At 66.9% G+C, this 26,593-nt stretch carries 29 protein-coding genes and 1 pseudogene; 14 read left to right on the forward strand and 16 right to left on the reverse strand.

All coding sequences use genetic code 11. The annotated features are described in order from the left end of the window. Window positions 1-14: 14 nt before the first annotated feature. Genes ACRDU5_RS11775 through ACRDU5_RS11800 form a run of 6 tightly spaced genes read left to right on the forward strand, consistent with a single transcriptional unit; the run spans window position 15 to window position 7,469 of the window. Complete coding sequence (locus ACRDU5_RS11775; protein ID WP_526614752.1) at window positions 15-1,181, forward strand: acyl-CoA dehydrogenase family protein; 1,167 nt, start codon at window positions 15-17, stop codon at window positions 1,179-1,181. Between the two features lie 22 nt (window positions 1,182-1,203). Beyond that, window positions 1,204-2,121 (forward strand): acyl-CoA dehydrogenase family protein, encoded by a 918-nt coding sequence (locus tag ACRDU5_RS11780; RefSeq protein ID WP_526614691.1) that lies wholly within the window; start codon window positions 1,204-1,206, stop codon window positions 2,119-2,121. After that, a complete protein-coding gene (locus tag ACRDU5_RS11785; RefSeq protein WP_526614692.1) occupies window positions 2,118-3,317 on the forward strand; it encodes an acyl-CoA dehydrogenase family protein in 1,200 nt (399 codons plus the stop codon). The genes ACRDU5_RS11780 and ACRDU5_RS11785 overlap by 4 nt, the downstream gene beginning before the upstream one ends. Then, the gene (locus tag ACRDU5_RS11790; protein WP_526614693.1) at window positions 3,317-4,276 is read left to right on the forward strand and encodes an acyl-CoA dehydrogenase family protein; all 960 of its coding nucleotides are present in this window, start codon (window positions 3,317-3,319) and stop codon (window positions 4,274-4,276) included. The genes ACRDU5_RS11785 and ACRDU5_RS11790 overlap by 1 nt, the downstream gene beginning before the upstream one ends. A gap of 13 nt (window positions 4,277-4,289) precedes the next feature. After that, window positions 4,290-5,996 carry a thiamine pyrophosphate-binding protein gene (locus ACRDU5_RS11795; protein ID WP_526614694.1) on the forward strand — a complete coding sequence of 569 codons (1,707 nt, stop codon included), beginning with the start codon at window positions 4,290-4,292 and terminating at the stop codon, window positions 5,994-5,996. A 42-nt stretch (window positions 5,997-6,038) separates the two neighbouring features. Next, the gene (locus ACRDU5_RS11800; RefSeq protein ID WP_526614696.1) at window positions 6,039-7,469 is read left to right on the forward strand and encodes an aldehyde dehydrogenase family protein; all 1,431 of its coding nucleotides are present in this window, start codon (window positions 6,039-6,041) and stop codon (window positions 7,467-7,469) included. A 1-nt stretch (window position 7,470) separates the two neighbouring features. On the opposite strand, the gene ACRDU5_RS11805 is transcribed toward ACRDU5_RS11800, so the two are convergent. The 5 genes from ACRDU5_RS11805 to ACRDU5_RS11825 all read right to left on the reverse strand — a co-directional run bounded on the left by ACRDU5_RS11805 (window position 7,471) and on the right by ACRDU5_RS11825 (window position 13,025). Next, window positions 7,471-7,941: a (2Fe-2S)-binding protein gene (locus ACRDU5_RS11805; protein ID WP_526614697.1), complete on the reverse strand. Its 471-nt coding sequence runs from the start codon at window positions 7,939-7,941 to the stop codon at window positions 7,471-7,473. Beyond that, window positions 7,934-8,830: an FAD binding domain-containing protein gene (locus ACRDU5_RS11810; RefSeq protein WP_526614698.1), complete on the reverse strand. Its 897-nt coding sequence runs from the start codon at window positions 8,828-8,830 to the stop codon at window positions 7,934-7,936. The genes ACRDU5_RS11805 and ACRDU5_RS11810 overlap by 8 nt, the downstream gene beginning before the upstream one ends. Continuing rightward, on the reverse strand, window positions 8,827-9,447 hold the full coding sequence (locus ACRDU5_RS11815; protein WP_526614699.1) for an SRPBCC family protein: 621 nt from the start codon (window positions 9,445-9,447) through the stop codon (window positions 8,827-8,829). Before ACRDU5_RS11815 ends, ACRDU5_RS11810 begins: the two co-directional genes overlap by 4 nt. Window positions 9,448-9,449: 2 nt before the next feature. Continuing rightward, window positions 9,450-11,774 (reverse strand): xanthine dehydrogenase family protein molybdopterin-binding subunit, encoded by a 2,325-nt coding sequence (locus ACRDU5_RS11820; protein WP_526614701.1) that lies wholly within the window; start codon window positions 11,772-11,774, stop codon window positions 9,450-9,452. A gap of 129 nt (window positions 11,775-11,903) precedes the next feature. Beyond that, window positions 11,904-13,025 (reverse strand): XdhC family protein, encoded by a 1,122-nt coding sequence (locus tag ACRDU5_RS11825; RefSeq protein WP_526614702.1) that lies wholly within the window; start codon window positions 13,023-13,025, stop codon window positions 11,904-11,906. Window positions 13,026-13,050: 25 nt separating this feature from the next. Here ACRDU5_RS11825 and ACRDU5_RS11830 point away from each other — a divergent pair, with 25 nt between their 5' ends. Next, window positions 13,051-13,518 carry an SRPBCC family protein gene (locus ACRDU5_RS11830; RefSeq protein ID WP_526614703.1) on the forward strand — a complete coding sequence of 156 codons (468 nt, stop codon included), beginning with the start codon at window positions 13,051-13,053 and terminating at the stop codon, window positions 13,516-13,518. A 7-nt stretch (window positions 13,519-13,525) separates the two neighbouring features. Here ACRDU5_RS11830 and ACRDU5_RS11835 read toward each other — a convergent pair whose 3' ends face one another. Then, a complete protein-coding gene (locus ACRDU5_RS11835; RefSeq protein ID WP_526614705.1) occupies window positions 13,526-13,948 on the reverse strand; it encodes a hypothetical protein in 423 nt (140 codons plus the stop codon). Between the two features lie 122 nt (window positions 13,949-14,070). Here ACRDU5_RS11835 and ACRDU5_RS11840 point away from each other — a divergent pair, with 122 nt between their 5' ends. Further along, on the forward strand, window positions 14,071-14,250 hold the full coding sequence (locus ACRDU5_RS11840) for a hypothetical protein (protein ID WP_526614706.1): 180 nt from the start codon (window positions 14,071-14,073) through the stop codon (window positions 14,248-14,250). 40 nt (window positions 14,251-14,290) lie between these two features. Further along, window positions 14,291-14,854 (forward strand): hypothetical protein, encoded by a 564-nt coding sequence (locus ACRDU5_RS11845; protein ID WP_526614707.1) that lies wholly within the window; start codon window positions 14,291-14,293, stop codon window positions 14,852-14,854. Window positions 14,855-14,860: 6 nt separating this feature from the next. Here ACRDU5_RS11845 and ACRDU5_RS11850 read toward each other — a convergent pair whose 3' ends face one another. After that, window positions 14,861-15,742, reverse strand: coding sequence for a cyclopropane mycolic acid synthase family methyltransferase (locus ACRDU5_RS11850; RefSeq protein WP_526614708.1), 882 nt, complete (start codon window positions 15,740-15,742; stop codon window positions 14,861-14,863). 62 nt (window positions 15,743-15,804) lie between these two features. On the opposite strand from ACRDU5_RS11850, the gene ACRDU5_RS11855 reads away from it, so the two are divergent. The 3 genes from ACRDU5_RS11855 (at window position 15,805) to ACRDU5_RS11865 (ending at window position 17,833) form a co-directional block, all read left to right on the forward strand. Continuing rightward, window positions 15,805-16,179, forward strand: a complete 375-nt coding sequence (locus tag ACRDU5_RS11855; protein WP_526614709.1) for a DUF732 domain-containing protein — start codon at window positions 15,805-15,807, stop codon at window positions 16,177-16,179. 65 nt (window positions 16,180-16,244) lie between these two features. Continuing rightward, entirely contained in the window at window positions 16,245-16,658 is a 414-nt protein-coding gene (gene tnpA / locus ACRDU5_RS11860) for an IS200/IS605 family transposase (protein WP_526614710.1), read from the forward strand. Continuing rightward, window positions 16,655-17,833, forward strand: coding sequence for a transposase (locus ACRDU5_RS11865; protein WP_526614711.1), 1,179 nt, complete (start codon window positions 16,655-16,657; stop codon window positions 17,831-17,833). The genes tnpA and ACRDU5_RS11865 overlap by 4 nt, the downstream gene beginning before the upstream one ends. Before the next feature lie 46 nt (window positions 17,834-17,879). Here the strand turns inward: ACRDU5_RS11865 and ACRDU5_RS11870 are convergent, their stop codons facing one another. Both ACRDU5_RS11870 and ACRDU5_RS11875 read right to left on the reverse strand, forming a co-directional pair. Then, the gene (locus ACRDU5_RS11870) at window positions 17,880-18,656 is read right to left on the reverse strand and encodes an SGNH/GDSL hydrolase family protein (protein WP_526614712.1); all 777 of its coding nucleotides are present in this window, start codon (window positions 18,654-18,656) and stop codon (window positions 17,880-17,882) included. Window positions 18,657-18,664: 8 nt separating this feature from the next. Next, window positions 18,665-19,474, reverse strand: coding sequence for a hypothetical protein (locus ACRDU5_RS11875; protein WP_526614713.1), 810 nt, complete (start codon window positions 19,472-19,474; stop codon window positions 18,665-18,667). A gap of 73 nt (window positions 19,475-19,547) precedes the next feature. Between ACRDU5_RS11875 and ACRDU5_RS11880 the strand changes: the two genes are divergently transcribed. After that, window positions 19,548-20,858: an NAD(P)/FAD-dependent oxidoreductase gene (locus ACRDU5_RS11880; RefSeq protein WP_526614714.1), complete on the forward strand. Its 1,311-nt coding sequence runs from the start codon at window positions 19,548-19,550 to the stop codon at window positions 20,856-20,858. Between the two features lie 9 nt (window positions 20,859-20,867). On the opposite strand, the gene ACRDU5_RS11885 is transcribed toward ACRDU5_RS11880, so the two are convergent. The 3 genes from ACRDU5_RS11885 to ACRDU5_RS11895 are packed head-to-tail and all read right to left on the reverse strand — an operon-like array spanning window position 20,868 to window position 22,325. After that, a complete protein-coding gene (locus ACRDU5_RS11885; protein ID WP_526614715.1) occupies window positions 20,868-21,080 on the reverse strand; it encodes a hypothetical protein in 213 nt (70 codons plus the stop codon). Between the two features lie 3 nt (window positions 21,081-21,083). Beyond that, window positions 21,084-21,452 carry a hypothetical protein gene (locus ACRDU5_RS11890; protein WP_526614753.1) on the reverse strand — a complete coding sequence of 123 codons (369 nt, stop codon included), beginning with the start codon at window positions 21,450-21,452 and terminating at the stop codon, window positions 21,084-21,086. A gap of 27 nt (window positions 21,453-21,479) precedes the next feature. Next, complete coding sequence (locus ACRDU5_RS11895) at window positions 21,480-22,325, reverse strand: glycoside hydrolase family 16 protein (RefSeq protein WP_526614716.1); 846 nt, start codon at window positions 22,323-22,325, stop codon at window positions 21,480-21,482. A 61-nt stretch (window positions 22,326-22,386) separates the two neighbouring features. On the opposite strand from ACRDU5_RS11895, the gene ACRDU5_RS11900 reads away from it, so the two are divergent. Further along, on the forward strand, window positions 22,387-22,872 hold the full coding sequence (locus ACRDU5_RS11900) for an NUDIX hydrolase (protein WP_526614717.1): 486 nt from the start codon (window positions 22,387-22,389) through the stop codon (window positions 22,870-22,872). A gap of 28 nt (window positions 22,873-22,900) precedes the next feature. Here the strand turns inward: ACRDU5_RS11900 and ACRDU5_RS11905 are convergent. The 4 genes and pseudogenes from ACRDU5_RS11905 to ACRDU5_RS11920 all read right to left on the reverse strand — a co-directional run. After that, window positions 22,901-23,293: pseudogene (locus ACRDU5_RS11905) on the reverse strand (nuclear transport factor 2 family protein); the annotation flags it as partial. Between the two features lie 10 nt (window positions 23,294-23,303). Beyond that, complete coding sequence (locus ACRDU5_RS11910; RefSeq protein ID WP_526614718.1) at window positions 23,304-24,524, reverse strand: serine/threonine-protein kinase; 1,221 nt, start codon at window positions 24,522-24,524, stop codon at window positions 23,304-23,306. Window positions 24,525-24,543: 19 nt separating this feature from the next. Further along, the gene (locus ACRDU5_RS11915; RefSeq protein WP_526614720.1) at window positions 24,544-25,650 is read right to left on the reverse strand and encodes a PDR/VanB family oxidoreductase; all 1,107 of its coding nucleotides are present in this window, start codon (window positions 25,648-25,650) and stop codon (window positions 24,544-24,546) included. Further along, window positions 25,650-26,549, reverse strand: coding sequence for a metal-dependent hydrolase (locus ACRDU5_RS11920; RefSeq protein ID WP_526614722.1), 900 nt, complete (start codon window positions 26,547-26,549; stop codon window positions 25,650-25,652). Before ACRDU5_RS11920 ends, ACRDU5_RS11915 begins: the two co-directional genes overlap by 1 nt. Window positions 26,550-26,593 lie beyond the last annotated feature (44 nt).

Genomic DNA, 26,593 nt, shown 5'->3' on the forward strand with positions numbered 1-26,593 from the left:
CGGTGGACTTCGAGATGGGGCAGCAAGCCGCCGACCTACGCCGTGAACTGCGTGAGCTGGTGAATACTCATGTGCCGGAGGGCTTTCTGGGCGCCTTCACCGACAACCCCGCGGACCTGGAGACGGCGCAGCAGTTCTGCCGGACGCTCGCCGAACGCAATCTGCTGTGCTTGTCGTGGCCGCAGGAATTCGGTGGCGGTGGCGCTTCGGTCTGGGAGCAGACCGTGGTGCGCGAGGAGATGTGGGCACACCACGAGCCGCGCGGCGCTCAGTACATGGGGGTCAACTGGGTCGGGCCCATCATCATGCGGCACGGCACCGAAGAGCAGCAGCGCAAGCACCTGCCGCCCATCGCGGGTGGCGAAGTGATCTGGTGCCAGGGCTTCTCGGAACCGGAGGCGGGTTCCGACCTCGCGTCGCTGCGCACCACTGCCCGGCCCGACGGAGACGGCTGGCTGGTCAGCGGCCAGAAGATCTGGACGTCCTACGCGACCATGGCGCAGTGGTGCTTTCTGCTCGCGCGCACCCACAAGGGGGAGAAGAAGCAACAGGGCCTGACGATCTTCCTGGTTCCCATGGACAATCCGGCGATCCAGGTCAGATCCATCCGCTGCATGATGGGGCCACACCACCTCAACGAGGTGTTCTTCGACGACCTGCGGGTCACCGCAGCCGACGTGCTCGGTGAGGTCGACCAGGGGTGGTCCATCGTTCAGGACGTGATGGCCTTCGAGCGAGTCGGCATCGCCCGGTACGCCCGGTGCGAACGCTTGCTGGCCGCCGCGCCGGGGGTGCTCGGCGATCGCTGGGAGAATCTGCCCGCGGAGTTGCGGGGCCGGTGGGTGCGGATGCTGACGCACTGCCGCCGGGCCCGGCTACTGGCGTATCGGGTGGTGTCGCTGCAGAGTAGCGGCCGAATCCAGCCCGGTGACGCCGCCGCGTACCGGATCGCCGTGACGAAGCTGGACCAGGACAGCGCAGAGGTCCTGCTGGACATCGCGGCAGAAGTGCCGCGCGAAAATGAAGCCGCCGAGGTGTCGTCCGATGATCCGGGCGGGCCATGGTTCCTGAACGAAGCCGAGGACCACTGGCGGTACTCACAGGCCTCCACTGTTTCGTCCGGCAGCATCGAGATGCAGCGCATCCTGCTGTCCCGAGCATTGCTGGCAGCGCGCACGTGAGGAGCGGAAAGACATCAGCGAAATGATTCTGGACCTCGGCGAGGACGCCAAAGAATACGGCCGCCAGGCGCTTCGCGCGTTCGAGGCGGCCGGCGGCGACCAGTTGGTGCAGGAGGCCGAAGCCAAACCCGAAACCCGGGATGCACTCGCAAGCCCGGTGCTGACCAAGCTCGGCGCCTGGGAGCTCGATGCCCGCACCGATGCCGACGGGCTGGAGGCCGCCGCGGCGCTGTGCCGCAGTGCGGGTTACTGGGCGTTGCCCTACCCGGTTGCCGAGCGGCTGGCCCGGCCGGTGGATCTCGACGTCGACGGTTTGATCGTGGTGGCCGACCGCCAGCCGGCGGGCGCCATCGGTGGCGTCGAGTCACGCTGGGCGGCAGTCACATTGGACGGTGTGCGAAGCGCGGTGGTGGGCCGCGGTGTGACTGGGCCGGCGTTCGTGACCGCGCTCGAACTGTCGGAGACGGACCGGGACGGGGCGGGTGACGTAGCACTCGGACTCGTGCTGCCCTGCTGGACGCTGCTCGGCATGCTGGATCGCGCCCTCGAGCTCACCATCGCGCATGTCAGCCTGCGAAAGCAGTTCGGGCAGCCGTTATCGGCGTTCCAGGGTGTCCAGTTCCAGCTGACGGACGCCGAGGTCGAACGCAGTGGGGTGGAGATCCTCGCCAAGTACGCGCTGTGGAGCATCGGCACCGGCCGGCCCGAGGCGGCAGCGGACGCGCTTGCGCTGCGGATGTCGGCCATCGAGGCGGCAGAGGTCGCCTTCCGGGTTTGTCATCAGCTGCACGGCGCGGTCGGATTCTGTGACGAAACGACCCTGTCGTGGCTGTCCCGATACAGTCAGCCGCTGCGGCGGCTACCACTCGGGTTGTCCGCGACGCGCGACCAATTGACCCGCCGGGTCGGCCGGCGTGGGCTGACGGGGCTCTACGCGTGAAATACCAACCGCCCGACGACGAATTCCGGGCCACCGTGCGCGCCTGGTGTGACGAGCACATCCCGGCGGACTGGCGGCAATCGCAGACCGGCGCCAGCGACGAGGAGTTTGTCAGTTTCCAGAAGGCGTGGTTCGCGGAGCTGCACAGCGCGGGCTTCGCCGTGCCGCATTGGCCGCTGAAATGGGGCGGTGGACTGCGCACGCGAGGAGCAGAAGGGAAGATGCCGGTCGCCGAGCAGATCGTGCTGTATCAGGAGCTGGCCGCCCACGATGCGCCGCGGCTCGTGCTCGCATTTGTCGGTATCCACCACGCCGCGTCGACATTGCTCGCTGCCGGCACCGAGGAGCAGCGTGCGCGACACCTTCCCGCCATCCTTGACGGAGAGATCTGGGTACAAGGCTTCTCCGAGCCGGAGGCCGGATCCGACCTCGCCTCCCTGCGTACCACCGCCCGCCGGGATGGTGACGCCTTCGTCGTCAACGGCCAGAAGCTGTGGGCCAGCGGTGCCGCGCATGCCGACTGGTGTCTGCTGTTGGCCCGTACCGAGCCGAATGCACCTAAACGGAAGGGCATTTCCTACTTTCTGCTGGACATGAAGTCGTCCGGCGTAGAGGTACGCCCCATCCGCAACGCCATCGGAGATTCGCACTTCTGCGAGATCTTCCTCAAGGACGTGACGATTCCGGCCGCCAACCTGGTCGGTCCGGAGAACGCGGGATGGCAGGTGGCACAAAAGACTTTGGGCGCCGAGCGTGGCATGACCATGCTCGAGCTTGCCGAACGGCTCGGCAACGCCGGCTTTCGCCGGCTGGTGCAGTCGAGTCCGACAGACGATCCGGTGGTGGCCGACAGGCTGGCACAGTTCGAAACCGAGATCACCGGCCTGCGCGGGCTGTGCCGAGATCTGGTGGAACGCAGCGAGGCCGGCACCGCGCCGGCCGCGGACCCATCCGTCGTCAAGCTCTACTACAGCGAACTGCTGCAGCGCATGACGGATTTCGGCGCCGAGATCGGCGGCCTTGCCGCGCACACCGAACTCGTCAAGTCCACGTCCAGCGGGTGGGAATCCGGTTCGTGGGTTCTGGATTTCATCGGCTCGTGGGAATGGACGATCCCCGGCGGGACAAGCGAGATCCAGCGCACCATCATCGCCGAGCGCGGCCTGGGACTGCCGCGAGAACCGAGCGCGGTCTGATGGCAGATCAGTATCGGGAGTTCCACGACGAACTCAGGTCGGTGGCCGGCGATCTGCTCGCCAAGGACCGCGTGATTGGGTGGCCCGCGCTCGTCGACGCCGGATGGGTCGGCTTGGAGGTGCCCGAGGAGTTCGGCGGGGCCGGCGCGACTTTTGCCGAGGTGGCCGTCATCTGCGAGGAGATGGGACGCGCCGCCAGCTCCAACGGCTACCTCGGCAGCGCGGTGCTAGCGGTAAGTATCTTGAATGCGTTGCAGCCCAGCGATACCCGCGACAGGCTTCTCGCCGATGTAGCGTCGGGGGCCGTCCGGCTGGCCGTCGTGGTCGAATCGTCGGAGTTTGTGCCCGACGCCGAGGGCGCAGACCGGGTTCTGATGATCACCGACGGTGGTGTAGCCGCGGCCGCCGTGACCGCGACACCGCAACCGGTGCTGGACGAGACGCGCCGGTTGGCCACGGTGACGGCGGACACCGCCGATGCGGGCGAGGTGATGCAGTTCGCAGCAGACCCCGAGGCCGCGGTTGCCCAACTGCTCGATCGCGCATCGGTCGCGGTCGCGTGCGACAGCCTCGGCCTTGCCGAGGCAATGCTTTCCGCGACGGTGTCCTATGCGAAGGTCCGCCAACAGTTCGGCCGTCCGATCGGGTCCTTCCAAGCGGTCAAGCACGCCTGTGCCGACATGCTGGTGACGATCTCGGTATCCCGCCAGCTCGTCGTCGCCGCCGTCGACGCCATTGTCCAGGAGCGGCCGGAGGCCGGTGTTGCGGCCGCGATGGCGAAGTCGTACACCACCACGGCGGCGGTGGACGTCGTCGGCAAGGCCATGCAGCTGCACGGCGGCATCGGATACACGTGGGAGAGCGGCATCCACGTCTACCTCAAACGCGCCGCACTCAACCGTTCGCTGTTCGGATCACCGGCAGCACACCGCAGAGAACTAGCTAAACGCTACCTATAAGAGGAGTTTCGTCATGGGTGTCCCCGTTTACAAGCGCATTCTGGACCTCTTCGAGGCCGAGGGTGTCAACACGCTCTTCGGTATCCCGGACCCGAACTTCGTCCACATGTTCGCCGAAGCCGACGCGCGCGGCTGGTCAGTGGTGGCGCCACATCACGAGTTGAGCGCCGGCTTCATGGCAGAGGCGGCCTCCCGGATGACCGGCAAACCCGGCCTGTGCATCGGCACCCTCGGGCCGGGTGTCGCCAACATCGCCGGGGCGATGATGTGCGCGTATGTGGAGAACTCGCCGGTGATATTTCTCGGCGGCCAGCGGGCCCGCATCACCGAGCGGCGGGTGCGCCGCGGCCGCATCCAATTCGTCCAGCAGGAAGGCCTTTTCACACCGTCGGTGAAGTACAGCAGCTCGATCGAGTACGCCGACCAAACCGACGAGATTGTCCGGGAGGCGATCCGGCGCGCCATGTCCGGCACGCCGGGCCCGTGCTATATCGAGTTTCCCTCGCACGTGATCCTCGAGGAACTCGACGTGCCGGATCCGTTGCCGCCGGGCCGGTATCGGCTTGTCAACCAGGGCGCGGGTGCCCGCGAAATCGCCGAGGCGGCGAAGTTGATCCAACAGGCGAAGAGTCCGATCCTGCTGGTCGGCCACGGCGTGCACACGTCCCGTACCGGGGCATCGGTCAAGGAGCTCGCCGACCTGATGGCCTGCCCGGTGATCCAGACCTCGGGCGGCACGTCGTTCATCCCCGGGCTCGAGGACCGCACCTTCGCCTACGGATTCTCGCCCGCAGCCGTCGAAGCGGTGGTGAAGTCCGACGTGTGTGTGGCACTGGGTACCGAGCTCGGGGAGCCGAGCCACTACGGCAGAACCCGGCATTGGGCGGAGAACGACGCCAACCGCAAATGGGTGATGGTCGAGCAGGATCCCGTCGCGATCGGCGTGAACCGGCCGATCGACGTTCCCCTGGTCGGTGATCTGCGAGGTGTGGTGCCGCAGTTGGTGGAAGCCCTCCGGGATGCACCGAGGCAACCTTCCGCCGACCTCGACCGTTGGATCAAGGCGGACATGGAAGAACTAGCGGAGCTGGCCGCTTCGGCCCCGACCGGCAGGACCCCGGTGCACCCGGCGCGCTTCGTCGTCGAGGCGACGAAGGCCTTCCCCAAGGACGGCATCTTGGTGCGCGACGGCGGCGCGACGGTCATCTTTCAGTGGACCTACTCGCAGGCCAAACCACGCGACGTGATCTGGAACCAGAACTTCGGCCACCTGGGAACCGGACTCCCGTACGCCGTCGGCGCCTCGGTCGCCGAGGGCCGCAAGCGCCCGGTGATGCTGCTGACCAGCGACTCCGCCTTCCTGTTCCACGTCGCCGAACTCGAGACGGCGGCGCGGGAGAACCTGCCGCTGGTGTGTGTGGTGGGTGTCGACCATCAATGGGGCCTGGAAGTGGGCGTCTACAAGCGCACATTCACTCAGCCGTCTCCGCAGCCGGGCGTGCACTGGAGCAAGGACGTGCGCTTTGACAAGATCGGCGAGGGGTTCGGATGCCACGGTGAGTACGTCGAGAAGGACGACGAGATGGGCCCGGCCATCGAGCGGGCCTTCGCCAGCGGCAAGACCGCCGTGGTGCACGTCTGCATCGACCCGAAGGCGAACTCGGAGGAGATGCCCAAGTACGACGAATTCAGAACGTGGTATGCAGAAGGCACGCAGTAAGGACGCGGTCGAACCGCGAAGAATCTTAGGACGGCGAGAATCATGCGGGAGTACCTCAAGTTCTACATCGACGGCCAGTGGGTCGACCCCGTCGAGCCGAAGACGCTGGACGTGGACAATCCGACCACCGAACAGGTGTCCGGCCAGATCTCGCTGGGCTCGGCGGCCGACGTCGACAAGGCGGTAAAGGCCGCGCGCCGGGCCTTCGCCAGCTATTCGGAAACCAGCCGTGAGGAGCGTTTGGACCTGCTGCAGGCGATCCTTGCCGAATATCAGAAGCGGGCCGGCGACCTCGGTGACGCGGTCAACGAGGAAATGGGCGCGCCGCCGTCGCTGGCGGCGGGGGCTCAAGTCGCGCTGGGCCTCGGTCATCTAGCCAACGCCATCGACGTGTTGAAGAACTTCCCGTTCGAAGAGCAGCACGGGACGACGATGGTCATCAAGGAGCCGATCGGCGTGTGCGGCCTCATCACGCCGTGGAACTGGCCAATCAACCAGATCGCCTGCAAGGTCTACCCGGCGCTGGCCACCGGCTGCACGATGGTGTTGAAGCCATCGGAGGTCGCGCCATACTCGGCACAGATCTTCACCGAGATCGTCGACGCCGCCGGCGTTCCGGCGGGCGTGTACAACATGGTCTTCGGTGACGGTCCCGGCGTCGGCGTGGCGCTGTCCAGCCATCCCGACATTGACATGGTGTCGTTCACCGGGTCGACGCGCGCGGGCATCGACGTCGCCAGAAACGCCGCCCCGACGGTGAAGCGGGTGACCCAGGAACTCGGCGGCAAGAGCCCGAACATCGTCCTGGACGACGACGCCTTCGCAAAGAGCATTGCGGCCGGAGTGACCGCGATGATGCCCAACTCCGGCCAGAGCTGTAACGCGCCTTCGCGCATGCTGGTGCCGAAATCCCGGATGGACGAAGCGCTTGCCCTGGCGCGGGATGTCGCCGGGCAGGTCAAGGTCGGAGACCCGAACGAGAAGACCGCCATCGGACCGGTCGCCTCCAAGGCACAGTTCGACAAGATCCAGGGTCTGATCCAGAAGGGCATTGACGAGGGCGCCAACGTGGTCGCCGGAGGCCCGGGTCGACCCGACGGACTCGACACCGGTTACTACGTCAAGCCAACGGTTTTCAGCGACGTCACCAACGACATGACGATCGCACGCGAGGAGATCTTCGGTCCTGTGCTGTGCATCCTCGGCTACGACGACATTGACGACGCGGTCGAGATCGCCAACGACACGAATTACGGCCTCGCCGGCTATGTATCGTCGGGCGACCTAGAGAAGGCCCGTGCCGTGGCACGCCGGATCAGGGCGGGCAGCGTGGCGATCAACCACGCGTTCGACTTGAACTCGGCGTTCGGCGGCTACAAACAGAGTGGCAACGGTCGGGAATGGAGCGAGTTCGGCTTCAACGAATACCTCGAGACCAAGTCCACAATGGGCTACGCGCCGGAAAAGGCCTGACTCACATCGTCTTCGCGGCGCGGTGCACCGCGTTCACGATGCCCTGATAGCCGGTGCACCGGCAGAAGTTGCCGGACAGCCCTTCGCGGATCTCCTCGTCGGTGGGTTCCGGGTTGTCACGCAGCAGTGCGGTGATGGACGTGACGAAACCCGGTGTGCAGAAGCCGCATTGCAGTCCATGGCACTCCCGCAGCGCCGACTGCACCGGTGACAGCTCGCCGTCGTCGCCGGCAATTCCTTCGACGGTGGTGACCTCCTGACCGTCAACCTGGACGGCGAAGATCAGACACGACCGCACCGCCTGACCGTCCAACAAGACGGTGCATGCGCCGCAGGCGCCGTGCTCACAGCCGAGATGGGTGCCGGTGAGGCCGCACTTCTCGCGCAGGAAGTCCGCGAGTGTGAGGCGAGGCTCGACCACGCCTTGATGTGTGCGGCCATTCACGGTCACCTCGACCGGCAGCTCATGCATGGATCGCCTCCGTCTCCGAGGTCTCGGCTTCCCGGACCGCTCCGGTCCAGGCCCGTGCCACCATCGCGGCCGCCACCCGGGACCGGTAGTCGGCCGAACCCTGCAGGTCGGCCGGAATGTCAGACAGCCCGCTCATCGCGAGCCGGCCGACCTCGTCCGCATCGATGTCGTTCGCGGGCCGACCGAGCACGGCATCCTCCGCTGCCGAACCACGCAACGGCGTCGAACCGAGGCCCAGCAGCCCGATACCGCAGCGCGCCACCCGGTCGTCGCCGTCGAGTTGCACCGCGACGGTGGCGCCCGCGATGGCGAAATCGCCGTGGCGGCGGGCGAATTCCTCGACCCCGTAACCGGACCGGCCGCCCCAGACCGGGAACCGCACTGCCGTCAGGATCTCGTCGGGCTGCAACGAGGTCTCCCACAACCCGGTGAAGAACTCCGATGCCGGGATCTCCCTGGGCCCACGCGATGACGTCGCCTCCATCGTCGCGTCCAGGGCAAGCGCCACCGCCGCGTACTCCGCGGCCGGATCGGCGTGCGCGATGGCGCCGCCCAGGGTGCCGCGGGTCCGGATCTGGAAGTGGCCGATGTAGGGCGTCGACAACGTCAGCAGCGGCACCGAATCGGCCACTTCGTCGTCCATACCGACCAGCACGTGCGGTGTGCCGGCCGCGATCCACAAATCCTCGCCGCGCAGCTCGATATTCTGCAGCTCAGTTATCCGGGAAATGTCGATGATGTTCTCGAAGTACGTCAGCCGCATCGCGAGCATCGGTACCAGGCTCTGCCCGCCGGCCAGGATCTTGGCGTCCTCGCCGAACTCGCCGAGCATCTGCACGGCCTCGGCGACGGTGTCCGGGCGGTGGTAGGCGAAGGCGGCTGCCTTCATGACTTGCGCCGGCCCAGCAGGAAGCCGATCGCGGCGCCCGCGGCCACGCCGGCGATCACCGGGGCGAACCGCTTCGCCATCGGCACCGCAACGACTTTCAGCAGATCGACGGAATCACCCGCGTCGGCCTGTGCGGCGGTCGCTGTCGACGTGCTCGCGGTCCTCGGCGCGGAACCACCGAGAAGTTCGGCCTCCAGGTTCCTGGCGAAATGACCGATCAGATTGGTCGACACGTCGGCCAGCACCCCGCGGCCGAACTGCGCCGCCTTGCCGGAGATGGTGAGGTCGGTGGTGATTGCAACAGTGGTGCCGTGGGTGTCCTCATGGAGCTGGGCCGTGACGAGAGCGGCCGCGTTACCGCTGCCGCGGGTCTCCTTCCCGTTGGCCTTGATGACCACGCGCTGCGCCGCCTCGTCCTTCTCCTGAAACGCCGCTTCGCCCTGGTAGGACACGGTGATTGGGCCGACCTTGACCTTGACCGCCCCGGTGAACTCGTCGCCGTCGACGGACAGCAGTCGGGCACCCGGGATGCATGGCGCGACACGCTCGACGTCGGTAAGCACCTTCCAGGTCTTCGCCGCGGGCACCGCGACACGGAATTCGTTGTTGAGCTCCACGGCTACTGGTCCTTTCGTGCTTTCTCGATCGAGTCGACGATCGCGGCGGGGCTGGCGGGCAGCCGCGTGATTTCCACGCCGAGCGGCGCGAGCGCGTCGTTGATGGCGTTGATCACCGCGGGCGTGGAGCCGATGGCCCCGCCTTCGCCGACACCTTTGTAGCCGCCGACACCCGGTCCGGGAATCTCGACGTGGCCGTACTCGATCGGCGGGATTTCGGTGGCAGTCGGGAGCAGGTAGTCGACGAACGTCGAGGAGAGCGGGTTGCCGTCGGCGTCGTAGGCCATGTGCTCCAACAGCGCGCCGCCGATGCCCTGCACGGTGCCGCCGGCGATCTGGCCCTCGACCACGTTCGGGTTGATCATCGGCCCGACGTCCTCGCTGACGATGTAGCGCGTCAACGTGACATGGCCGGTGTCCACGTCGACCTCGCAGGTGCACGCGTGGGTTGCGTTGGCCCAGTGGATCATGGCCTGCGAGGTGAAGCGTGCGGTGGCCTCCAGCGTGGCCGCCATTCCCGGTGGCAACTGCGCGGGCTCGTAGTACGAGCGATAGGCGAGGTCGGCGAAGCTGACGCTCTTCTCCGGGGCGTCGCGGACGCTGGCCCGCGAGTTGGCCAGCTCGATGTCGGCTTCGTCCACCTCGAGACGGTGGGCGGCCATCGCGACGATCTGTTTGCGCAGAATCGTTCCCGCCTCGTTGACCGCTCCGGCCGTCATCGGGCCGCTGCGGCTGCCCTGAGTGCCGGCGCCGTACGGCGTCACGGCGGTATCGCCCTGAATCGTCGCCACGTCGTCGATGTCGGCGCCGAGCGCGTCGGCCGTCAGCTGGACAACCGTCGTCTCGATGCTGTTGCCGGTCGATCCGCCGTTCACGTAGACGTTGATCTTGCCGGTCGGCTCCATGCGGATCGTCGCGCCTTCCGTGCCCAGGTGACCGGTCGCCGCGCCGGTCGGCTCGATGTACGCCGAGAACCCCAAACCGATGTAGCGGCCCTGTTCCAGGGCGTCCCGTTGTTCCTTGCGGAAGCCCTCGTGGTCCAGGATTTTCACGGCCTGCTCGAACGTGTCCGCGGGTGCGACGTGTTCGTACGGCATGCCGTTGGCGTTGAAGTACGGCATCTCGTCGCCGCGAAGAATGTTGCGGCGGCGCAACTCGACGGGGTCCATGTCCATCTTGCGGGCGGCGATATCGAGCAGGATCTCGCGGGTGAGCGTCTCGTATTGCCACGGACCGCGGTAGGCCGCCAGGCCGGCGGTGTTCGAGAACACCGTCTGGTAGTTGAAGCTGGCCTTCGGAACCCGGTACGGCCCAGGGAAGAACATGCCGATCGCGGCGGTCGTCAAAACCGGGTAGGGGGTCGGATAGGCCCCGACGTCCTGGACGAAGTCGATGTCGGCGGCCAGGATGTTGCCGTCGTCGTCGAACGCCATCCGGACGTTGCCGTCGACGTGGCGGGCCTGCCCGGCCGACATCAGGTTCTCGCGTCGGTCCTCGATCCACTTCAGGGCGGCGGGCACCTTGCGGGCGGCCAGCATGATGCACATGTCCTCGCGCATCGGGACCACCTTCTGGCCGAATCCGCCGCCGGTGTCGCGCATGATTACCCGGACATTCTGCGCCGGAATGCCGAGCAGTCGCGCACAGAACGCCCGAAGTTCGTGCGGGGTCTGGGTGGAGGCCCACAGCGTCAGCTCGCCGGAGGCGGCCTCCCATTCGACCACCAGTCCGCGGGTCTCGATCGGAACCGGTGCATAGATCTGCTGGTACACGTTCGCCGATGCGACGTGCGCGGCCGACGAAAAGGTGTCCTCGTCCGGCGGGGCGCCGCCCATTCCGCCCGCCACGTTGTCGGGATAGGCCTCGTGCACGACGACGTCAGAGTCCACGGCTTTGGTGAAGTCGGCGATGGCGGGCAGTGGCTCGTAGTCGACGTCCACCAACTCGACGGCATCCTCGGCTAGGTACCGGTTCTCGGCCACCACGAGGGCAACGGGATCGCCAACAAATTTCGCCTCGTCCTCGGCCAGCGGCGGACGCGGGGTGTCAGGGATGTCCTTGCCCGCTACCGCGTGCCAGGCCTCCTTCACGTCCGGGTTGAGGTCGCCGGCGACGAACACGCCGTGCACGCCGGGGAGGGCCAGCGCCGCCGACGCGTCGATGCCGTTGATGCGGGCCCGGGCAAAGGGGCTGCGCACGAAGCATGCGTGCAGCATCCCGGGTCGAATGATGTCGTCGACGAAGGTGCCGTGGCCGGTGAGCAGGCGGGAGTCCTCCACCCGTTCGACCCGCATGCCTGCGTAGCGGGTTGCGACGGCCTCGCCCATGGCAAACGCTCCAATTCGTCGTCGGTGGGACCGCTACGACAGCGTGCTAAGCAGTTGCCCAGCAAGCCTACCGGATACGAGATTCTCGCTATTGAGCATATGACATTCTCGTGGCTTGACCGGCCCGTATCAACCGTCGTGGTGAATGCGACCGTCGACCTCGGTAAGCGGCCGGCCGCCACCGCCCCAGCGGCGGGCGATGATCTCCGCCGCGATCGATACCGCGGTCTCCTCCGGAGTGCGGGCACCGAGGTCAAGGCCGATTGGGCTGGACAGCCGGCTCAGCTCGGCGTCGCTGAGCCCGGCCTCACGCAACCGGTCAAGGCGCTCGTCGTGCGTGCGCCGCGAGCCCATCGCGCCGACGTAGCCGACCTCCGGCAGCCCCAGCGCCACCCGCAGCAGCGGAATGTCGAACTTCGGGTCGTGGGTGAGCACGCAGATGACGGTATTACCGTCGATCGCACCCTGCTCGACCTGGGCCGCCAGATAACGGTCCGGCCAGTCGACGACAACCTCGTCGGCGGTGGGGAAGCGGGCCGGGGTCGCGAACACCTCCCGGGCATCGCAGACGGTGACCCGGTATCCGAGCAAATTGCCTTGCCGCGCAAGGGCCGCCGCGAAGTCGATGGCACCGAACACCAGCATCCGCGGGCGCGGCGCGTGACTCGACACAAAGACCTCCATGCCCGTCTCCTGGCGCTGCCCGTCCGGCCCATAGGTCAAGACGGCGGTCCGCCCCGCGGCAAGCAGTCCGCGGGCGTCGTCGATGACGGCGGTATCGGACCGATCCGAGCCGAACGACCCGTCGGCTCCATCGGCCGTGATAACCAGCCTGCGGCCCACCCACTGCGGGTCGGGATGGGCGATGACGGTCGCGACCGCCGTCGGACGGTGCTCGGCGATGTCGTCGGCCACCGCCTTCAACTGCGGAAAATTCGCCTGTGACATCGGCTCGACGAACACGTCGAGGACCCCGCCGCAGGTGAGGCCCACGGCGAACGCGTCATCGTCGCTGATGCCATAGCGCTCCAACACCGGTTGACCGGTCCGTACCACCTCGTTGGCGAGCTCGTACGCCGCGCCTTCCACGCAGCCACCGGACACCGACCCGGCGACCGTGCCGTCCGGGGCGATCACCATGCTCGCGCCGGTCGGCCGGGGCGCGGACCCGAAGGTGCGAACCACGGTGACGACCCCGGCGGTGTCGCCGGCCTGCCAGACGGACATCAACTCCGCCAGTACGTCACGCACGGAACCAATCTATAGATTGTCCGTCGTGAGCAGGTGGATCACGCGTGCGGAGCGCACGCTCACCGAAGAGGTGCCGGCGCACCCGGAGCGGGTTCGCGGCTTCTACGTCGACCTCGACAACATCAAGCTGGTGCATCCGCTGGTGGTGTCGGTGCGGAGCACGGGTCGAAGCGAAACCGCAGATGGATACGTGCAGACCTACCGAGTGCGAGATCGGATTCCGTTGGGGCCGTTCACCTTACCGACCAGCTATCGGGCGCGGCTACACGTCCCCGTCACCGGTGACGTGTCCTCCGAGGCGCGCCAGTTCCCTGGCGTGCGCCTGCGCAGCACGGTTGCGTTCGAGCCGATCGAGGGGGGCACCCGCGTCGTCGAGCGGATGACCATAGAAGCACCGCGGCTGCTGGCCCGGGTGACCACACGCGAGGCGGTGAAGGCGCACATCGCGATGTTGGCGGGTATCCGGCGACGCTTCGAATGCGCGCCGAACTAGACCTCGTCTATGTCGGCCAGTATCCGGTGCCGGTGAAGAACCCTGGCTGCCAGCCCCCCTGGCCCAGGCACAGCAGCGGGCGTCCGTCGGGGGCCTGTGCCGCCGATTGCGGCCCCGGACACGGCGAACCGATGTCCCGCACTCCGTGCAGTTCCGGCGAAGCGACCCAGAATCCGGTGTACACCGGCGGCCACTGGTTCGGGATCCAGTGGCATTGCAACGGCTGGCCGCCCGGACCGCGCCCGAAGGTGAATATCTGGAAGTTCTCGCACGGCCCGGCCAAGTGGGCGTCGTAGTTCATCCCCGGCACGTCCGATGCGTAACGTCCCGGGCGGTCGTGATAGTCCGTCTCGGGGTCGCCCGCGGCGATCGGTGCGGCACAGATGGCGGCGCACGCGGTTGCGGCAGCGATGGCTAGTTCGCGAAACATGTCCCCACCTCGGGTCTTGTGATCGGGTCAGTCACGGCCCGGCTGGCCCTGATTAAAGCCTATCGGGCGGGCCCTGAACAGGTGCCACGTTTGGGGAGGACCGCTGCGGGTAGTTATCCGTCATGGATCCGCGCGAAGGCGACCAGGGCGAATTCGATGTCGACGAGGACGAACACGTCGCCCAATCGCGCGCGGGGAAGGACGACGAGGACGGCAGTTACGTCGGGCGGACGGGCCCCGACGACGCCGGCGATGTCGGGGAAACCGGTGCCGAAGCGCGCAGCGAGCCGGAGCGGCAATAGCAGCGCTGCCGGCACCTGGGCATGAGACGGTAGAGATCTCATGGACGCCCACGACTACGTCTCCTACGAAGAGTTCGGCCGCAAGTTCTTCGACATCGCCGTCACCGAGGCGCGCGTCGGCGGCGCGATCGCCGCGATCGCCGGCGACGAGTTCGAGATGGGTCCGATGGGTCAGGGGCCGGGCAAGATCGCCAAGGTGACCGCCAAGGTCAGAATCCAAGACCCCCGAGTCACCCGGACCAATGGCGAGCTGATCACCTTTGACATCAGCATCCCGCTCGAGATCGACATGGTCATCGACCTACGGATAGACAAGCCCAAGTTCATGGTCTTCGGCGAAATCGCCTTGAGCGCTACCGCGCGCGCCGCCGAACCGCTGCTGCTCATCCTCGACGTGCAGAAGCCGCGACCGTCGGACATCTCCATCCACGTCACCTCGAAGTCCCTGCGGGGGGAGCTGCTGCGGATTGTCGCGGGCGTGGACGCCGAGATCCGACGGTTCATCGCCGCGCACGTGGCGGGCGAGATCGACAGTCCGGCATCCACGAAGGCGAAGATCATCGACGTGGCGGACCGTCTGGATGCCGCCTGGACCGTCGGCTGAGCGGCGCTACTTCTCCAGGGTGAACTGGAAGACGTCGACCTGGCGGCCGCGGAACAACTTCGCGCAGCCGGTGAGGTACTTCATGTAGCGGTCGTAGACCTCTCGCGACTGGATGGCAATCGCCTCGTCCCTGTGCGCCTCCAGGGCCGCCGCCCACAGATCGAGAGTCCGCGCGTAGTGCGGCTGCAGCGACTGCTTGCGGGTCAGCTTGAAGCCGCCTTCTGCGGCGCGTTCCTCAACCATCGGCACCGACGGCAGCCGTCCGCCGGGGAAGATCTCGGTCATGACGAACTTGATGAAGCGTGCCAACTCGAACGTCAGCTGAATACCGAGTTCCTTTGCGCGCGCGGGATTCTCACCGACGATGGTATGCAGCAGCATGACGCCGTCATCGGGCAGTGCGCCGTAGGCCATCTTGAAAAAGTCCGGGTAGCGCTCGTGGCCGAAGTGCTCGAACGCCCCGATGGACACGATCCGGTCGACCGGCTCGTCGAACTGCTCCCAGCCCTGCAGCAGCACTCGCTTGGAGCGCGGGCTGTCCATCTTGCCGAACGCCTGCTGGACGTGCGCGGCCTGGTTTTTCGACAGTGTCAGGCCGACGACGTTCACGTCGTAGCGCTCGATGGCCCTCCGCATCGTGGCCCCCCAGCCGCAGCCGACGTCGAGCAGCGTCATGCCGGGTTTCAGGCCCAGCTTGCCCAGCGCCAGGTCGATCTTGGCGATCTGCGCCTCTTCCAGCGTCATGTCCTCGCGCTCGAAGTACGCGCAGCTATAGGTCTGCGTCGGATCCAAGAACAGGCGAAAGAAGTCGTCGCTCAGGTCGTAATGCGCCTGCACGTCATCGAAGTGCGGGGTCAGCTCGCCCCGGTCGTCCGTTGATTTCGGCATCGTGACAGCGTAGTTGAAGTGGGCGTTTAGCTACGAGGCGGCCGTTGCCTTACGATGCTGCGATGCCGCGCAGACCCACCGTGCCCGTTCGCGTGCTGGCGGTGTTCGCCGGCCTGACCACCGCCGCCTTGGCGCTGGCAGCGCCGGCGCAGGCCGACCCGACCACCGACGCCTTTCTCGCCGCGATAACCAACGCCGGCGTCGGCACCGCCGATCCGGCCAATGCAGTCGCGGTCGGCCAGTCCATCTGCCCGATGTTGTCGGAGCCTGGTCAGAACACCGCCGACGTCGCCGCGACGGTCGCAGACGCGACGGGCATGTCGCTCGGGGGTGCGAATCTGTTCACCGGTATTGCGATATCGATCTTCTGCCCGGCGATGGTGTCCTCGATCGGCACCGGCGAGTCACCGATTCCGCTTTCCATACTCGGCTTCTAATTGCTGGGTGCTGGTGGACAGCGTGGATGGTTCGTGTTGTCGGTCCCGCTTCGTAAGGTGCGGGTGTGTCAGAGCGCTGGTTTCGTCGCACGCCGGGAGGTGTGTCGTGGCTGGGGCTGCATGTGCTGTGGTGTCCAAAGTATCGGCGGCGGATTCTGGGCGGGCGGGCTGCGGCGCGCTGCGGACAGCTGTTGGAGCTGATCGCCGCTGAGCGCGGCTGGCAGACTGTGGCCAAGGAAGTCATGCCCGATCACCAGGGGTTGTTTGTGCGGGTCGGTCCAACTGACGCACCAGCGCAGGTAGTGCGGGCGTTCAGGGGGCGCACCGCACCAGTGGTGCGCCACGAGTTCGCGCAGCTGCGCCGATTCGCGAATGTGTTGTGGTCGCCGCCGTATTTCGCCGCCTCGGTCGGCTACGTTTCTGAGTCGACGATGCGCCGCTACCTCGAGCAACGATGGGACGCGGTGATGGCGTCGTGAAGCGGGCGTATGTGTTTCGGCTGCGCCCGACTGCGCGCCAGCACATCGCGTTGGCGGCGTGTGTGGAAGCCCACCGCGAGCTGTACAACGCGGCGTTGCAGGAACGCCGGGATGCCTGGTCGCACAGCAAGACCCGGGTGAACTACGGGGACCAGTCGGGGCAGCTGACCGAGATCCGGTCGGTACGCCCGGATGTGGCGGTGTGGTCGTTTTCGTCTCAGCAGGCCACGCTGCGCCGCTTGAACAAAGCGTTCGCCGGGTTCTTTCGCCGGGTGAAAGCGGGGCAGACGCCGGGGTATCCGCGGTTTAAGGGTGCGGCCCGGTTTGACAGTGTGGAGTGGCCCAAAGACGGTGACGGCGCCCGGTGGCTGCCCGAGACCAACCGGGTGTATCTGCAGGGCATCGGCCGGGTCAAGGTACACGTGCACCGCCAAGTGCAGGGTCGGGTGAAGACGATCCAGATCAAACGCCAGGGACGGCGCTGGATGCTGGTGCTCTCTTGTGATGACGTGCCGGCCAATCCGCTACCGGCGACCGGCCGGCAGGCCGGTATCGACGTCGGCGTTGTCCGCTACGCCACCCTCAGCGATGGGACTGGTGTGGACAATCCCCGTTGGGGCCGTGCCGCTGCGGACCGGCTGGCTGCGGCGCAGCAGCGATTGGCCCGCGTCCAGCGCCGTTCGAAGAGTCGTATCCGCCGACGGGAGACGGTCGCGGCCCGCCATCGCAAGGTCGCCAACCAGCGCAAAGACTTTCACCACAAACAGGCCCGCACGCTCGTTGAGCGTTATGACTTGCTGGTGGTGGAGGATCTACAGATCGCCAACATGCTGCGCCGGGCCAAACCCGTGCCCGACCCCGACAACCCAGGGCGGTTTCTGCCCAACGGCGCCCGGGCGAAGTCCGGGCTCAATAGGAGTATCAGTGACGCTGGCTGGGGCCAGTTCGTCTCGACTCTGCGCGCCAAAGCGGAAGATGCTGGGCGCACCTGGATTGAGGTCGAACCCCGGCACACCTCGGACGGCTGCGAGAAATGTGGCTATGCGGCCGCCGACAATCGCGTCACGCAAGCGGAATTCGTGTGCCAACGCTGCGGTCATCGCGCACCGGCAGACGAACATGCCGCACGCAACATCTTACGGGCTGGACTGGCCCTTCACGCCCAAGCCGCGTGAGAAGAAGCCGGCGGCATCCAGCCGCCGGAGAAGTCACCCTCGGCTTCTAACGACGCAGGCCTTCCAGCCGCGGGCGTTTCGGCCCTCGATCGTCACCGCTGGATCGGCCGCGAAGCTCGCGCCACAGCCATGGCGCGAACATGTTCTTGGTCCACAGCCATTGTGAGTTCGCGCGCGACCTGAACGACGGCAGCGATGCCGCAGGATCGGCGTGGGCCCAATCATGGCTGCTCGCCGGCAGATTCAAGGCTTCGGCGGCCGCGGCGGCGAACAGAATGTGGCCCTTGGTGGAGCCGTGCACGCGGTCTTCGCTCCAGGAGTCCGGCTGGGTCATCGAAGCGGCGTGGTACAGGTCGACGAGCCTGAAGCCGTAGCGGTCGGCGGCCGCGGCGATTGCTTCGTTGATGCGCAGCATCCGCGACGCGATGAACCGGCCGGCCGGCAGGATCTGAGCGACGTCGGGAAACATCGTGGTCACGACCGTTGCCCCGGATCGGGCGAGCCGCTCGTGCACGATGTCCAGATCCGCGAGAGCGCGGTCGAAGAACCGTCCCGGCCGGGTCACGTCGTTCATCCCGATGCACACGGTGATCAGGTCCGGCCGCATCGACAGCGCTTGTGGCAGTTGGTCGTTGAGCACATCCCGCATCCGGCGACCACGAACGGCGAGATTGGCGTACAGCAGGCCCGGATGGCGGGAGTCAAGCATCGCGGCGAGCCGGTCGGCGAATCCGAGAACTCCGGCGGAATCGTCTCCGTCCCAAAGTCCCTCGCTCTGGCTGTCACCGATGGCGACATAGCGGGTGTAAAGGCCGTCAGCCATGATCACGGCTAGCCGCGGCCCAGCTTGGTCAGGTTGAGTGGTCGGCCCACCACGCTCAGCTGGTTGACGACGTCCTCCAGGCGCCGGCGCGGCACGTCGATCCGCCATTCGGGCAGGGTGCCCGACAGGCACAGCAGGTCGGGCGCGAAGCCGATGTCGGTCAGCTGCAGCCCGTGCGGCAGCTCCGGGATGTGCACGCGGTACGCCGGCGTGCGCTGCGGCAGGCTCCAGCGCTTTCTGCGTAGCACCAAGCCACGCGGTTTGAGGGACAGCGCCGACCCGTCCAGGCTGGCATCGACCTCGAGATGACCCAGGGTCGGGCGGCGGGCCAAACGCAGCCGGGCAACGCCGTCCGGCCCGATTTCACCGGCCAGCCGCGGCGCGGCAAGCCGGAACAGGTCGTCGAGGACCTCGGTGGGCAACTCCAGTGACAGGTCGACGGGCGCCGCCACCAGCACCGGGGGCGCGGCCGGCCGCAGCTGAACGTTGTGCAGCACGGCGGTGGCACGGTCCAATCTGTTGCCTTCCCAGCTGATATCGCGCGCCGCGAGGCGAACATCGTTGAGTTGGCCGCCGGACAGTCCGCGGCCGTCCAGCCGGGAATCGAACTCGGTGATGGTCAGCGTGATATCGCCTTCATCGAGCTTGACGGCCAGCTGGCGTCCGACGACCAGTCGGCGAAGCGTCATGAACAACGTCCGGTATGCGACCGCTGCCCCGCTGCTCACCGGTGCGACGGCCGCCATGGACCACAGCGACGCCAGCATGTCGAGGGGCCGGAACGGATCCCATCGGCGGAGCGGTCCGGAGCGCGTCATGACACTGAGCATCCTCGCATTGCCGATCCGGGCGGGTCGAGACACCTGGCACGCGCGTCGTACTGTGGGGCCGATGACGTCCGTCGTAATCGTCGGCAGCGGCTTCACCGGCTTCGAATGTGCTCGCCGTCTCGCCCGCCAGCTGCGGAAGAAGAATGCATCGGTCGACATCTCTATCATTTCGCCGGTCGACTACATGCTCTACACGCCGCTGCTGCCCGATGTCGCCGGCGGTCTGGTGGACGCCCGGTTCGTCACGATCCCGTTGGCGAACACGCTGAAAGGGGTGCGCACCGTGCGGGGCCGGGTCGATGGCGTCGACTTCGACCAGCGCACAGTGACTTTCACCGACCCCGAACACCGATCGCGCACCCTGTCCTGGGACCGTTTGGTATTGACGCCGGGTTCGGTCACGCGGCTGTTCGACATCCCCGGATTAGCGACCCACGCGCGGGGCCTGAAATCGACGGCCGAGGCGCTGTATCTCCGCGACCACGTGCTCGAGCAGCTGGAACTGGCCAACATCGACGACGACGAAGCCCGCGAGCAGGCCCGCCGGACGATCGTCGTGGTCGGCGCCTCGTACTCGGGCACCGAGCTGGTCGCGCAGCTGCGCGCGCTGGCGGACTCCGCCGCAGAGCAGATGGGGTTCGATCCGGCAGAGGTCAAGTTCGTGCTGCTGGACCTGGCCGAACAGGTGATGCCGGAGGTGGGGGAGAAGCTCGGCGACGCCGTTATGCGAGTGCTCCGCGACCGCGGCATCGACATTCGTCTTGGGACAACGCTGAAGGAAGTGCACTCCGATCATGTTGTGCTCAGCGATGATTCGCGGATCGATACACATACCGTCGCCTGGGTCACCGGCGTGACCGGCGCCCCGCTGATCGAGAAGCTGGGATTGCCGACGGAGAGCGGCCGGCTGAAGGTGGAGGCCGAGCTGCAGGTGCCGGGGCACCCCGACGTGTTCGCCGCCGGTGACGCCGCGGCGGTGCCCGACCTGACGCAACCCGGGAAGATCACGCCGCCGACCGCACAGCATGCGACCAGGCAGGGAAAGATATTGGCGCGCAACGTCGCCGCCAGCCTCGGCTACGGGAAGCCGAAGGGCTACCGGCATCGCAACATGGGATTGGTCGTTGACCTCGGGCCGCACTACGCCGTCGCCAACCCAGTCAACGTGCAGCTATCCGGCTACGTCGCGAAGTTCGTGACCCGCATATACCACCTGCACGCCATCCCGCGCCGAGCCAACCGCTGGGCGGTGTCGCTGGCGTATCTGACCGACGTGTTCTTCGACCGATCCGTCGTCTCGATCGGGCTGTCGAGCAAGGAGGACGCGCAGTTCGCCGCCAGCGAGGGCATTCCGATGCCGAAACCGGACTGACGACTGCGGTTACTCGTCGCCGGTGACGTACCACTTGCCGATGGGAGGTGCGTGGCTGCTGGTGACGAACAGGTACCGCGGTTCTTCGACTGCGAACGAGTCGTAGTCGCCGAGGCAGCAGCTTTCGCCCGTCCTGATCTGGGCGATGGTCTGCGAATTGCGGTCGAAGGTGATCGTGGCGTCGTCGCCGAGGTCGAGGCGCCAGCGGGGTTGGAAGTCCATGCGTCAGCCGACCATCGTCAGGGTGACGTGGTGCAGCGACACGGCGGTGTCGGTGGGCAGGATGTCCATGAATGTGCTGACGTCCCGAATCGCGGACCCGGTGGCGATGATGTGGTTGGGATGGTTTGGGGCGCACGGGAAGTTGTTGCACCGCAGCCAGAAGCCGGGCGGACTGAGGTACGGGTACATGCTGGGTGACTGGTCGACTCGGTACCGTCCCGGCGGAATGTATGCGGTCGCCCAGCCGTCCCTCGGCTCGGTGCCGACGCCGAAGACGCCGTTGCTGCCATAGCTCGGCGCGGCGTGAGCCGGCGGGGCCAAGAGGAGCCCCACGAGCAGGGCGCTGGCCGCGGTTGCCGCCAGCCGGTGCATGCTCGCGGACCTCACGTGCTGAGCGTATTACCAGACCCGTACGTAGTCGATGAGCATCTCCGGGGGCTGGAACATGTTGAAGGCGGGATCGCCGCCACCGGGGCCGCCGACCGCGAGGTTGAAGAGCGTATACAGCAGGTAGCCGGGAGCGTTGAACGGCCACACCCCGTCGATGGGTTCGGCGGGAACCGTGAAATACGGCGGGCCGTCCATGACGTCCCGCCAGAAGCGGAATCCGGTGTCATCCCATTGGACCCGGTACGTGTGCCATTCCGCGTCGACCGGCCACCTGTTCTCCTTCCAGGTTTTCCCGTCGGATCGCGCGTGGACCGAGGTTCCGGGCGCCCATTTGCCGTTGCCGTACCACTCGACGATGTCGACTTCGCCGTCCGGCAGCGGCCCCCTGCCGTCCGGCGTGGGCTCCCGGTTCACCAACCAGAACGCCGGCCAGCAACCGGGAACCAGGCAGTTGAGTTTCATCCGGGCTTCCCAGGTGTGCCCGATGCCGATCTTCATGGTGCTTTCGACCCGGCCGCTGAAGTACGTAGAGCCCTCCTGTGTGGCGCGCAGGACGAGATTGCCATTGCCGTCGAGGAACACGTTGCGGCGATCGTCGCGGAACAGGCCCAGGATCGGCGGGGTGACCGGCTCGTTGTAGGCGATCACCGCCCACTTCGAGTAGTCGGGTGGTGCACCGGCCGGGCCGTCGAAGTCGTCGGCGAAGAGATAGTTCACCGGAGCGGCTCCTGGCGGCATCGGCGCCGGTTCCGCCGGTGGGAGAGGCTCCGCCCCGGCCTTCGGTAGGGGGACCGCGGCTGAAAGCGCGGCGATCCCGGTCATCATCATCATGTTGCGGCGATCAATATGAGGCACAGCTGAACACCCTAAGGGTCAGAACGTCGGACACGCCAGAATTTGGCTAGGCTCATCCGCAATGCCCAAACTGAGCGCGGGTTTCTTGCTCTACCGGGTCAACAACGGCGCCGTCGAAGTGCTGATCGGGCATCCGGGCGGTCCGTTCTGGGCGAAGAAGGACGACGGCGCGTGGTCGATCCCGAAGGGCGAGTACACCGACGGCGAGGACCCGTGGGCGGCCGCCCGGCGCGAGTTCGAAGAGGAGCTGGGCAAGCCGCCGCCGGATGGCCCCCGCATTGATCTTCCGCCGTTGAAGCAGCCGAGCGGAAAGATCGTCACCGCCTTCGCCGTTCGAGGGGACCTCGACCTGGAGGGCACGGTCAGCAACACCTTCGAGCTGGAGTGGCCGAAGGGATCGGGAAAGGTCAGGGAGTACCCGGAAATCGATCGCGTGGGCTGGTTCTCGGTGGCTGAGGCGCGATCGAAGCTGCTGAAGGGCCAGCGGCCACTTCTCGATCACCTGCTGGGTGCGGTCGGAGCCGACGCACCGGGCGGGTCTCGATAGCGTTGATCGTCAACGCCCGCCCGTGGATGCGCCAACCCGACCGGGTATGCAGGTATTCGTCGTCGTAGCGCAGATGCCAGATCAGGTCGGTGACTTCGCCATCGGCAATGCTCCAGTGGTGCGCGATGCAGGTGATGCGACCCAGCGCGTAATCGGCTTCGGTGCCCGCGGCGTACACCTCGCCGACGATGGAGTGTTCGGTGCGGGCGATGCCGCCCAGCGCCGCCATCGCCGCGCGGACGCCGTCGCGGCCGCGGTTGTGGCGCACGGGCTCGAGAGATCGCGGCGGGTCGGGCAGTCGCAATTCGGCTGTGTCGGTGAACAACTCGACCACGTCATCGAACCGACGGTCATCGACCGCGGCTGCATAGAGGTGAACAAGGTCGGTCAGCGCCAACCGGTCCGCTGCGGTCAGGGTCATGGCTGCGCGACTAACCGCCGGCTTCGTTGCTGGCCCGGATGTCTTCGCGGCATTCGCGCCGGGTCTGGCCGCCGTTCTCCGTCGTCCGCGTGTTGCCAACCGGGGAGCAGTTGGCCCCGATGACCGCGACTGGTGCGGCGGCCGCCGTCGTCGTCGTCGTGATCGGACGCGGCGATTCATCGGTCGGATCCAGTCCCAGCCGCTCGAGGAGGCGGAACTCGGTCACCACCACGGTGATTGCGATGATCAGCAGTACCGCCAAGATTGCAATGATGACGATGGCGAGCCGCGACAGCAGATGCCGTGCCGGCGCCTCGTGTCTACCCGCATTGCGGGGCGGCGCCGATGTGGGCAGCGCCAGATTGGTGCGGTCGGCGTCGCGTCCCGGCTCGACCCCGACCCGGTGCCCCAGGGCGCGTGCGAAGTCTGCGCACCGGTCGAACCGATCCTTGGGATCCTTGGCCAGCGCCTTGGCGAACACCGGATCGAGCGCCGACAGTTCCGGGCGCCGGTCGGCGATGGCCGGGGGTGACGCGGTGAGGTGCTGGCTGATGACCACCGTGGGATTGGAATGCTGAAACGGCGGCGAGCCCGCCAGCAGGTGAAATGCCGTGGCGGCCAACGCGTACTGGTCTGCGCGTCCGTTCAGGTCGTCGCCCATCAGCTGTTCGGGAGCGGCGTAGAAGACCGTCCCGACCGTCATGTTCGTAGCGGTGAGGCCGCTGGCATCGTCGACCCGTCGAGCAATGCCGAAGTCGCCCAGCAGAATTCGTTGCTCGCCCACCTCGGGGTCGGTCAACATGATGTTGGCCGGCTTCACGTCGCGGTGCAGCAGATTCTGTTGGTGCGCGTAGTCAAGAGCCTCCGCGACTGCGGTGACGATCTCGAGTACTTGGCGTTTGGGCATCCCGTTCGGGTAGCGGTCACGCAGCAGCTCGGCGGCATCCGTGCCTTCCACGTAATCCATCGAGATCCAGATCTGGCCCTCGAAGTCGCCGCGGTCGTGCACGCCGACGATGTGCGGATGCCACAGCGTGGCGGCGAGGTCGGCCTCGCGGTTGAACCGCTGCCGGTACTCGCTGTCGGCGGACACGTCGGCAGGCAGCACCTTCAGCGCGTCGCGACGGGGGAGGCGTGGATGATCGGCCAGATATACCTCGCCCATACCCCCGGAGCCCAGGAGTCGCACGATGATGTAGCCAGCGAAAGTCTGGCCGTCGGCCAACGGCATGGGCGCATAGTACAGACGGCTACAGATCCAACCTCAGATGCTCCCCGCTGGCCGCCCGCGAGATGCAGACCAGCATCATCTGGTTATCCCGCTCGGGGTCGGTCAGCAGCGTGTCGCGGTGGTCGACGCTGCCGGACAGCACCCGCGTCCGGCAGGTGCCGCAGAAGCCCTGCTGGCATGAATACGGCGCGGCAACGCCGGCGCGCCGCAGGGCGGCCAGCAGAGTCTCGTCCGCGCCGACCCGCACCGTGTCGCCCGTCGACGCAATCGACACCGAGAACTCCCGGCCGTCGACGACCGGCGGCGCGGCGAACCGTTCGAAATGCAGCTCGACATCGTCGCGGCCGGCCAGGTCCGCGCGGATCCCGGTCAGCATCGGCGCCGGCCCGCACGCGTACACCGTTGTGCCGTCCGGGCAGTCACCGAGCAGTTCCGCCGCCGACGGCACGCCGCTGACATCGTCGGTGCGGATCTCGACGCGATCGCCGAAGCGCGTGACTTCGTCGATGAAGGGCAGGCTGTCGCGGCTTCGACCGGCGTACACCATCGACCAGTCGACACCGAGGCGTTCCGCGAGACCGAGCATCGGAAGGATGGGCGTGATGCCGATGCCGCCGGCGATGAACCGGAATCGCTGGGCCGGAGACCCGTAGCCGGGGACGGTCAACGGGAACGCGTTGCGCGGGCCGTGCGTCGTCACCGCCGCGCCGATCGGCAACCCGTCGTGAGCCTCGATGGATCCGCCGCCGCCATCGACGATCCGGCGCACGGCGATCCGATAGGTGTCGGCGCGCTCGGGGTCCCCGCACAGCGAGTACTGCCGCAACCGGCCACTGGGCAGGTGGATGTCGAGGTGGGCGCCGGGGTGCCAGCGCGGCAGCGGTCGGCCGTCGGCAGCGGCGAGCGTCAGCGCCACCACGTCCTGATCGTGCGCGACCACCTGCCGGTCCACCACGGTCAACGCAATGGTGCGGTCGGGTTCCCGGGGTGGCTTCATCTTCCTGATGGCACCCGAGATCGCCCACAGCCCTGTGATGGCGGTGTCGGCCATGCCCAGCGCGAGATCATGGCGCAGACGGCCGTAAATACTGGGCGGCGTCTGGCGGTAGCGGTCGAGCAATCCCATCAAATGTGGGCCGCGCGAGCCGCGGGCGAGCTGGCCAGGTAAGCGACCGCTTGCGCCGTCGAACCCATTTCCTCCGGCGAGAATCCGGGCCGGAAGTACATCGCCGTATTGGAACCGAACAGCTTGCGGTACTTGGGCAGCAGGCCGAGCTTCGAGTCCCGCATCCGCAGCCCATTGAATCGCCACCAACCGATGTCGGTGGTGGGGTCGGCCTTGACCAGGAACCACGCCGTGCGCTGGAAGAACACGAAGATCGCCAGCACCGCCATCGTCATGGCGCGGATCCGGTCGAGGTAGCTGTCGTGAAAGTAGACCGCGACGTCATGGGCGACCATGCGGTGTTCGACTTCCTCGCTGCCGTGCCAGCGGAACAGGTCGACCAACGTCGGGTCGGCGTTGTGGTCGTCCCACGCGCAGTTCAGGGCGAAGTCACCCATCACCGCGGTGTAGTGCTCGATGGCGGCGATGAGCCACAGCCGGTCGCAGAGATGGTTGAGCCGGCGCTTCGGGTCGGTGGACGTGGTCGGCGCGAGCATCTTGGAGAAGACGTACTCGATCTGGTCGAGCATCGGCTTTGGATCAATGCCGTTGACGACCATGTAGTCGTGCAGCATCTGCTCGTGGACGTCGGCGTGGGTGGCTTCCTGGCCGATGAAGCCGCGCATGTCGTCGGCCAGCTGGGGATCCTTCACCAACGGCAGGGCCTCGTTGAACGTGTCGACGAACCAGCGCTCGGCGGCGGGCAAGACGACATTGAGCAGGCTGATGACATTGGAGGCGACCGGATGGCCCGGGATCCAGTGCAAACCGATGTCGGAGGCGTCGAAGTGCACCTTGCGGGCCTGGATCTGAACCGGCCCCGGATCGACTTCGTGCTCGAAACGGCGTGGTCGCAACATTGCAGCTCCTCCCCGGAGTGTGCAGGGGTGAGTCTACGGCCATT

The organism is Mycobacterium sp. (genome assembly GCF_050701515.1).
Classification (GTDB): domain Bacteria; phylum Actinomycetota; class Actinomycetes; order Mycobacteriales; family Mycobacteriaceae; genus Mycobacterium.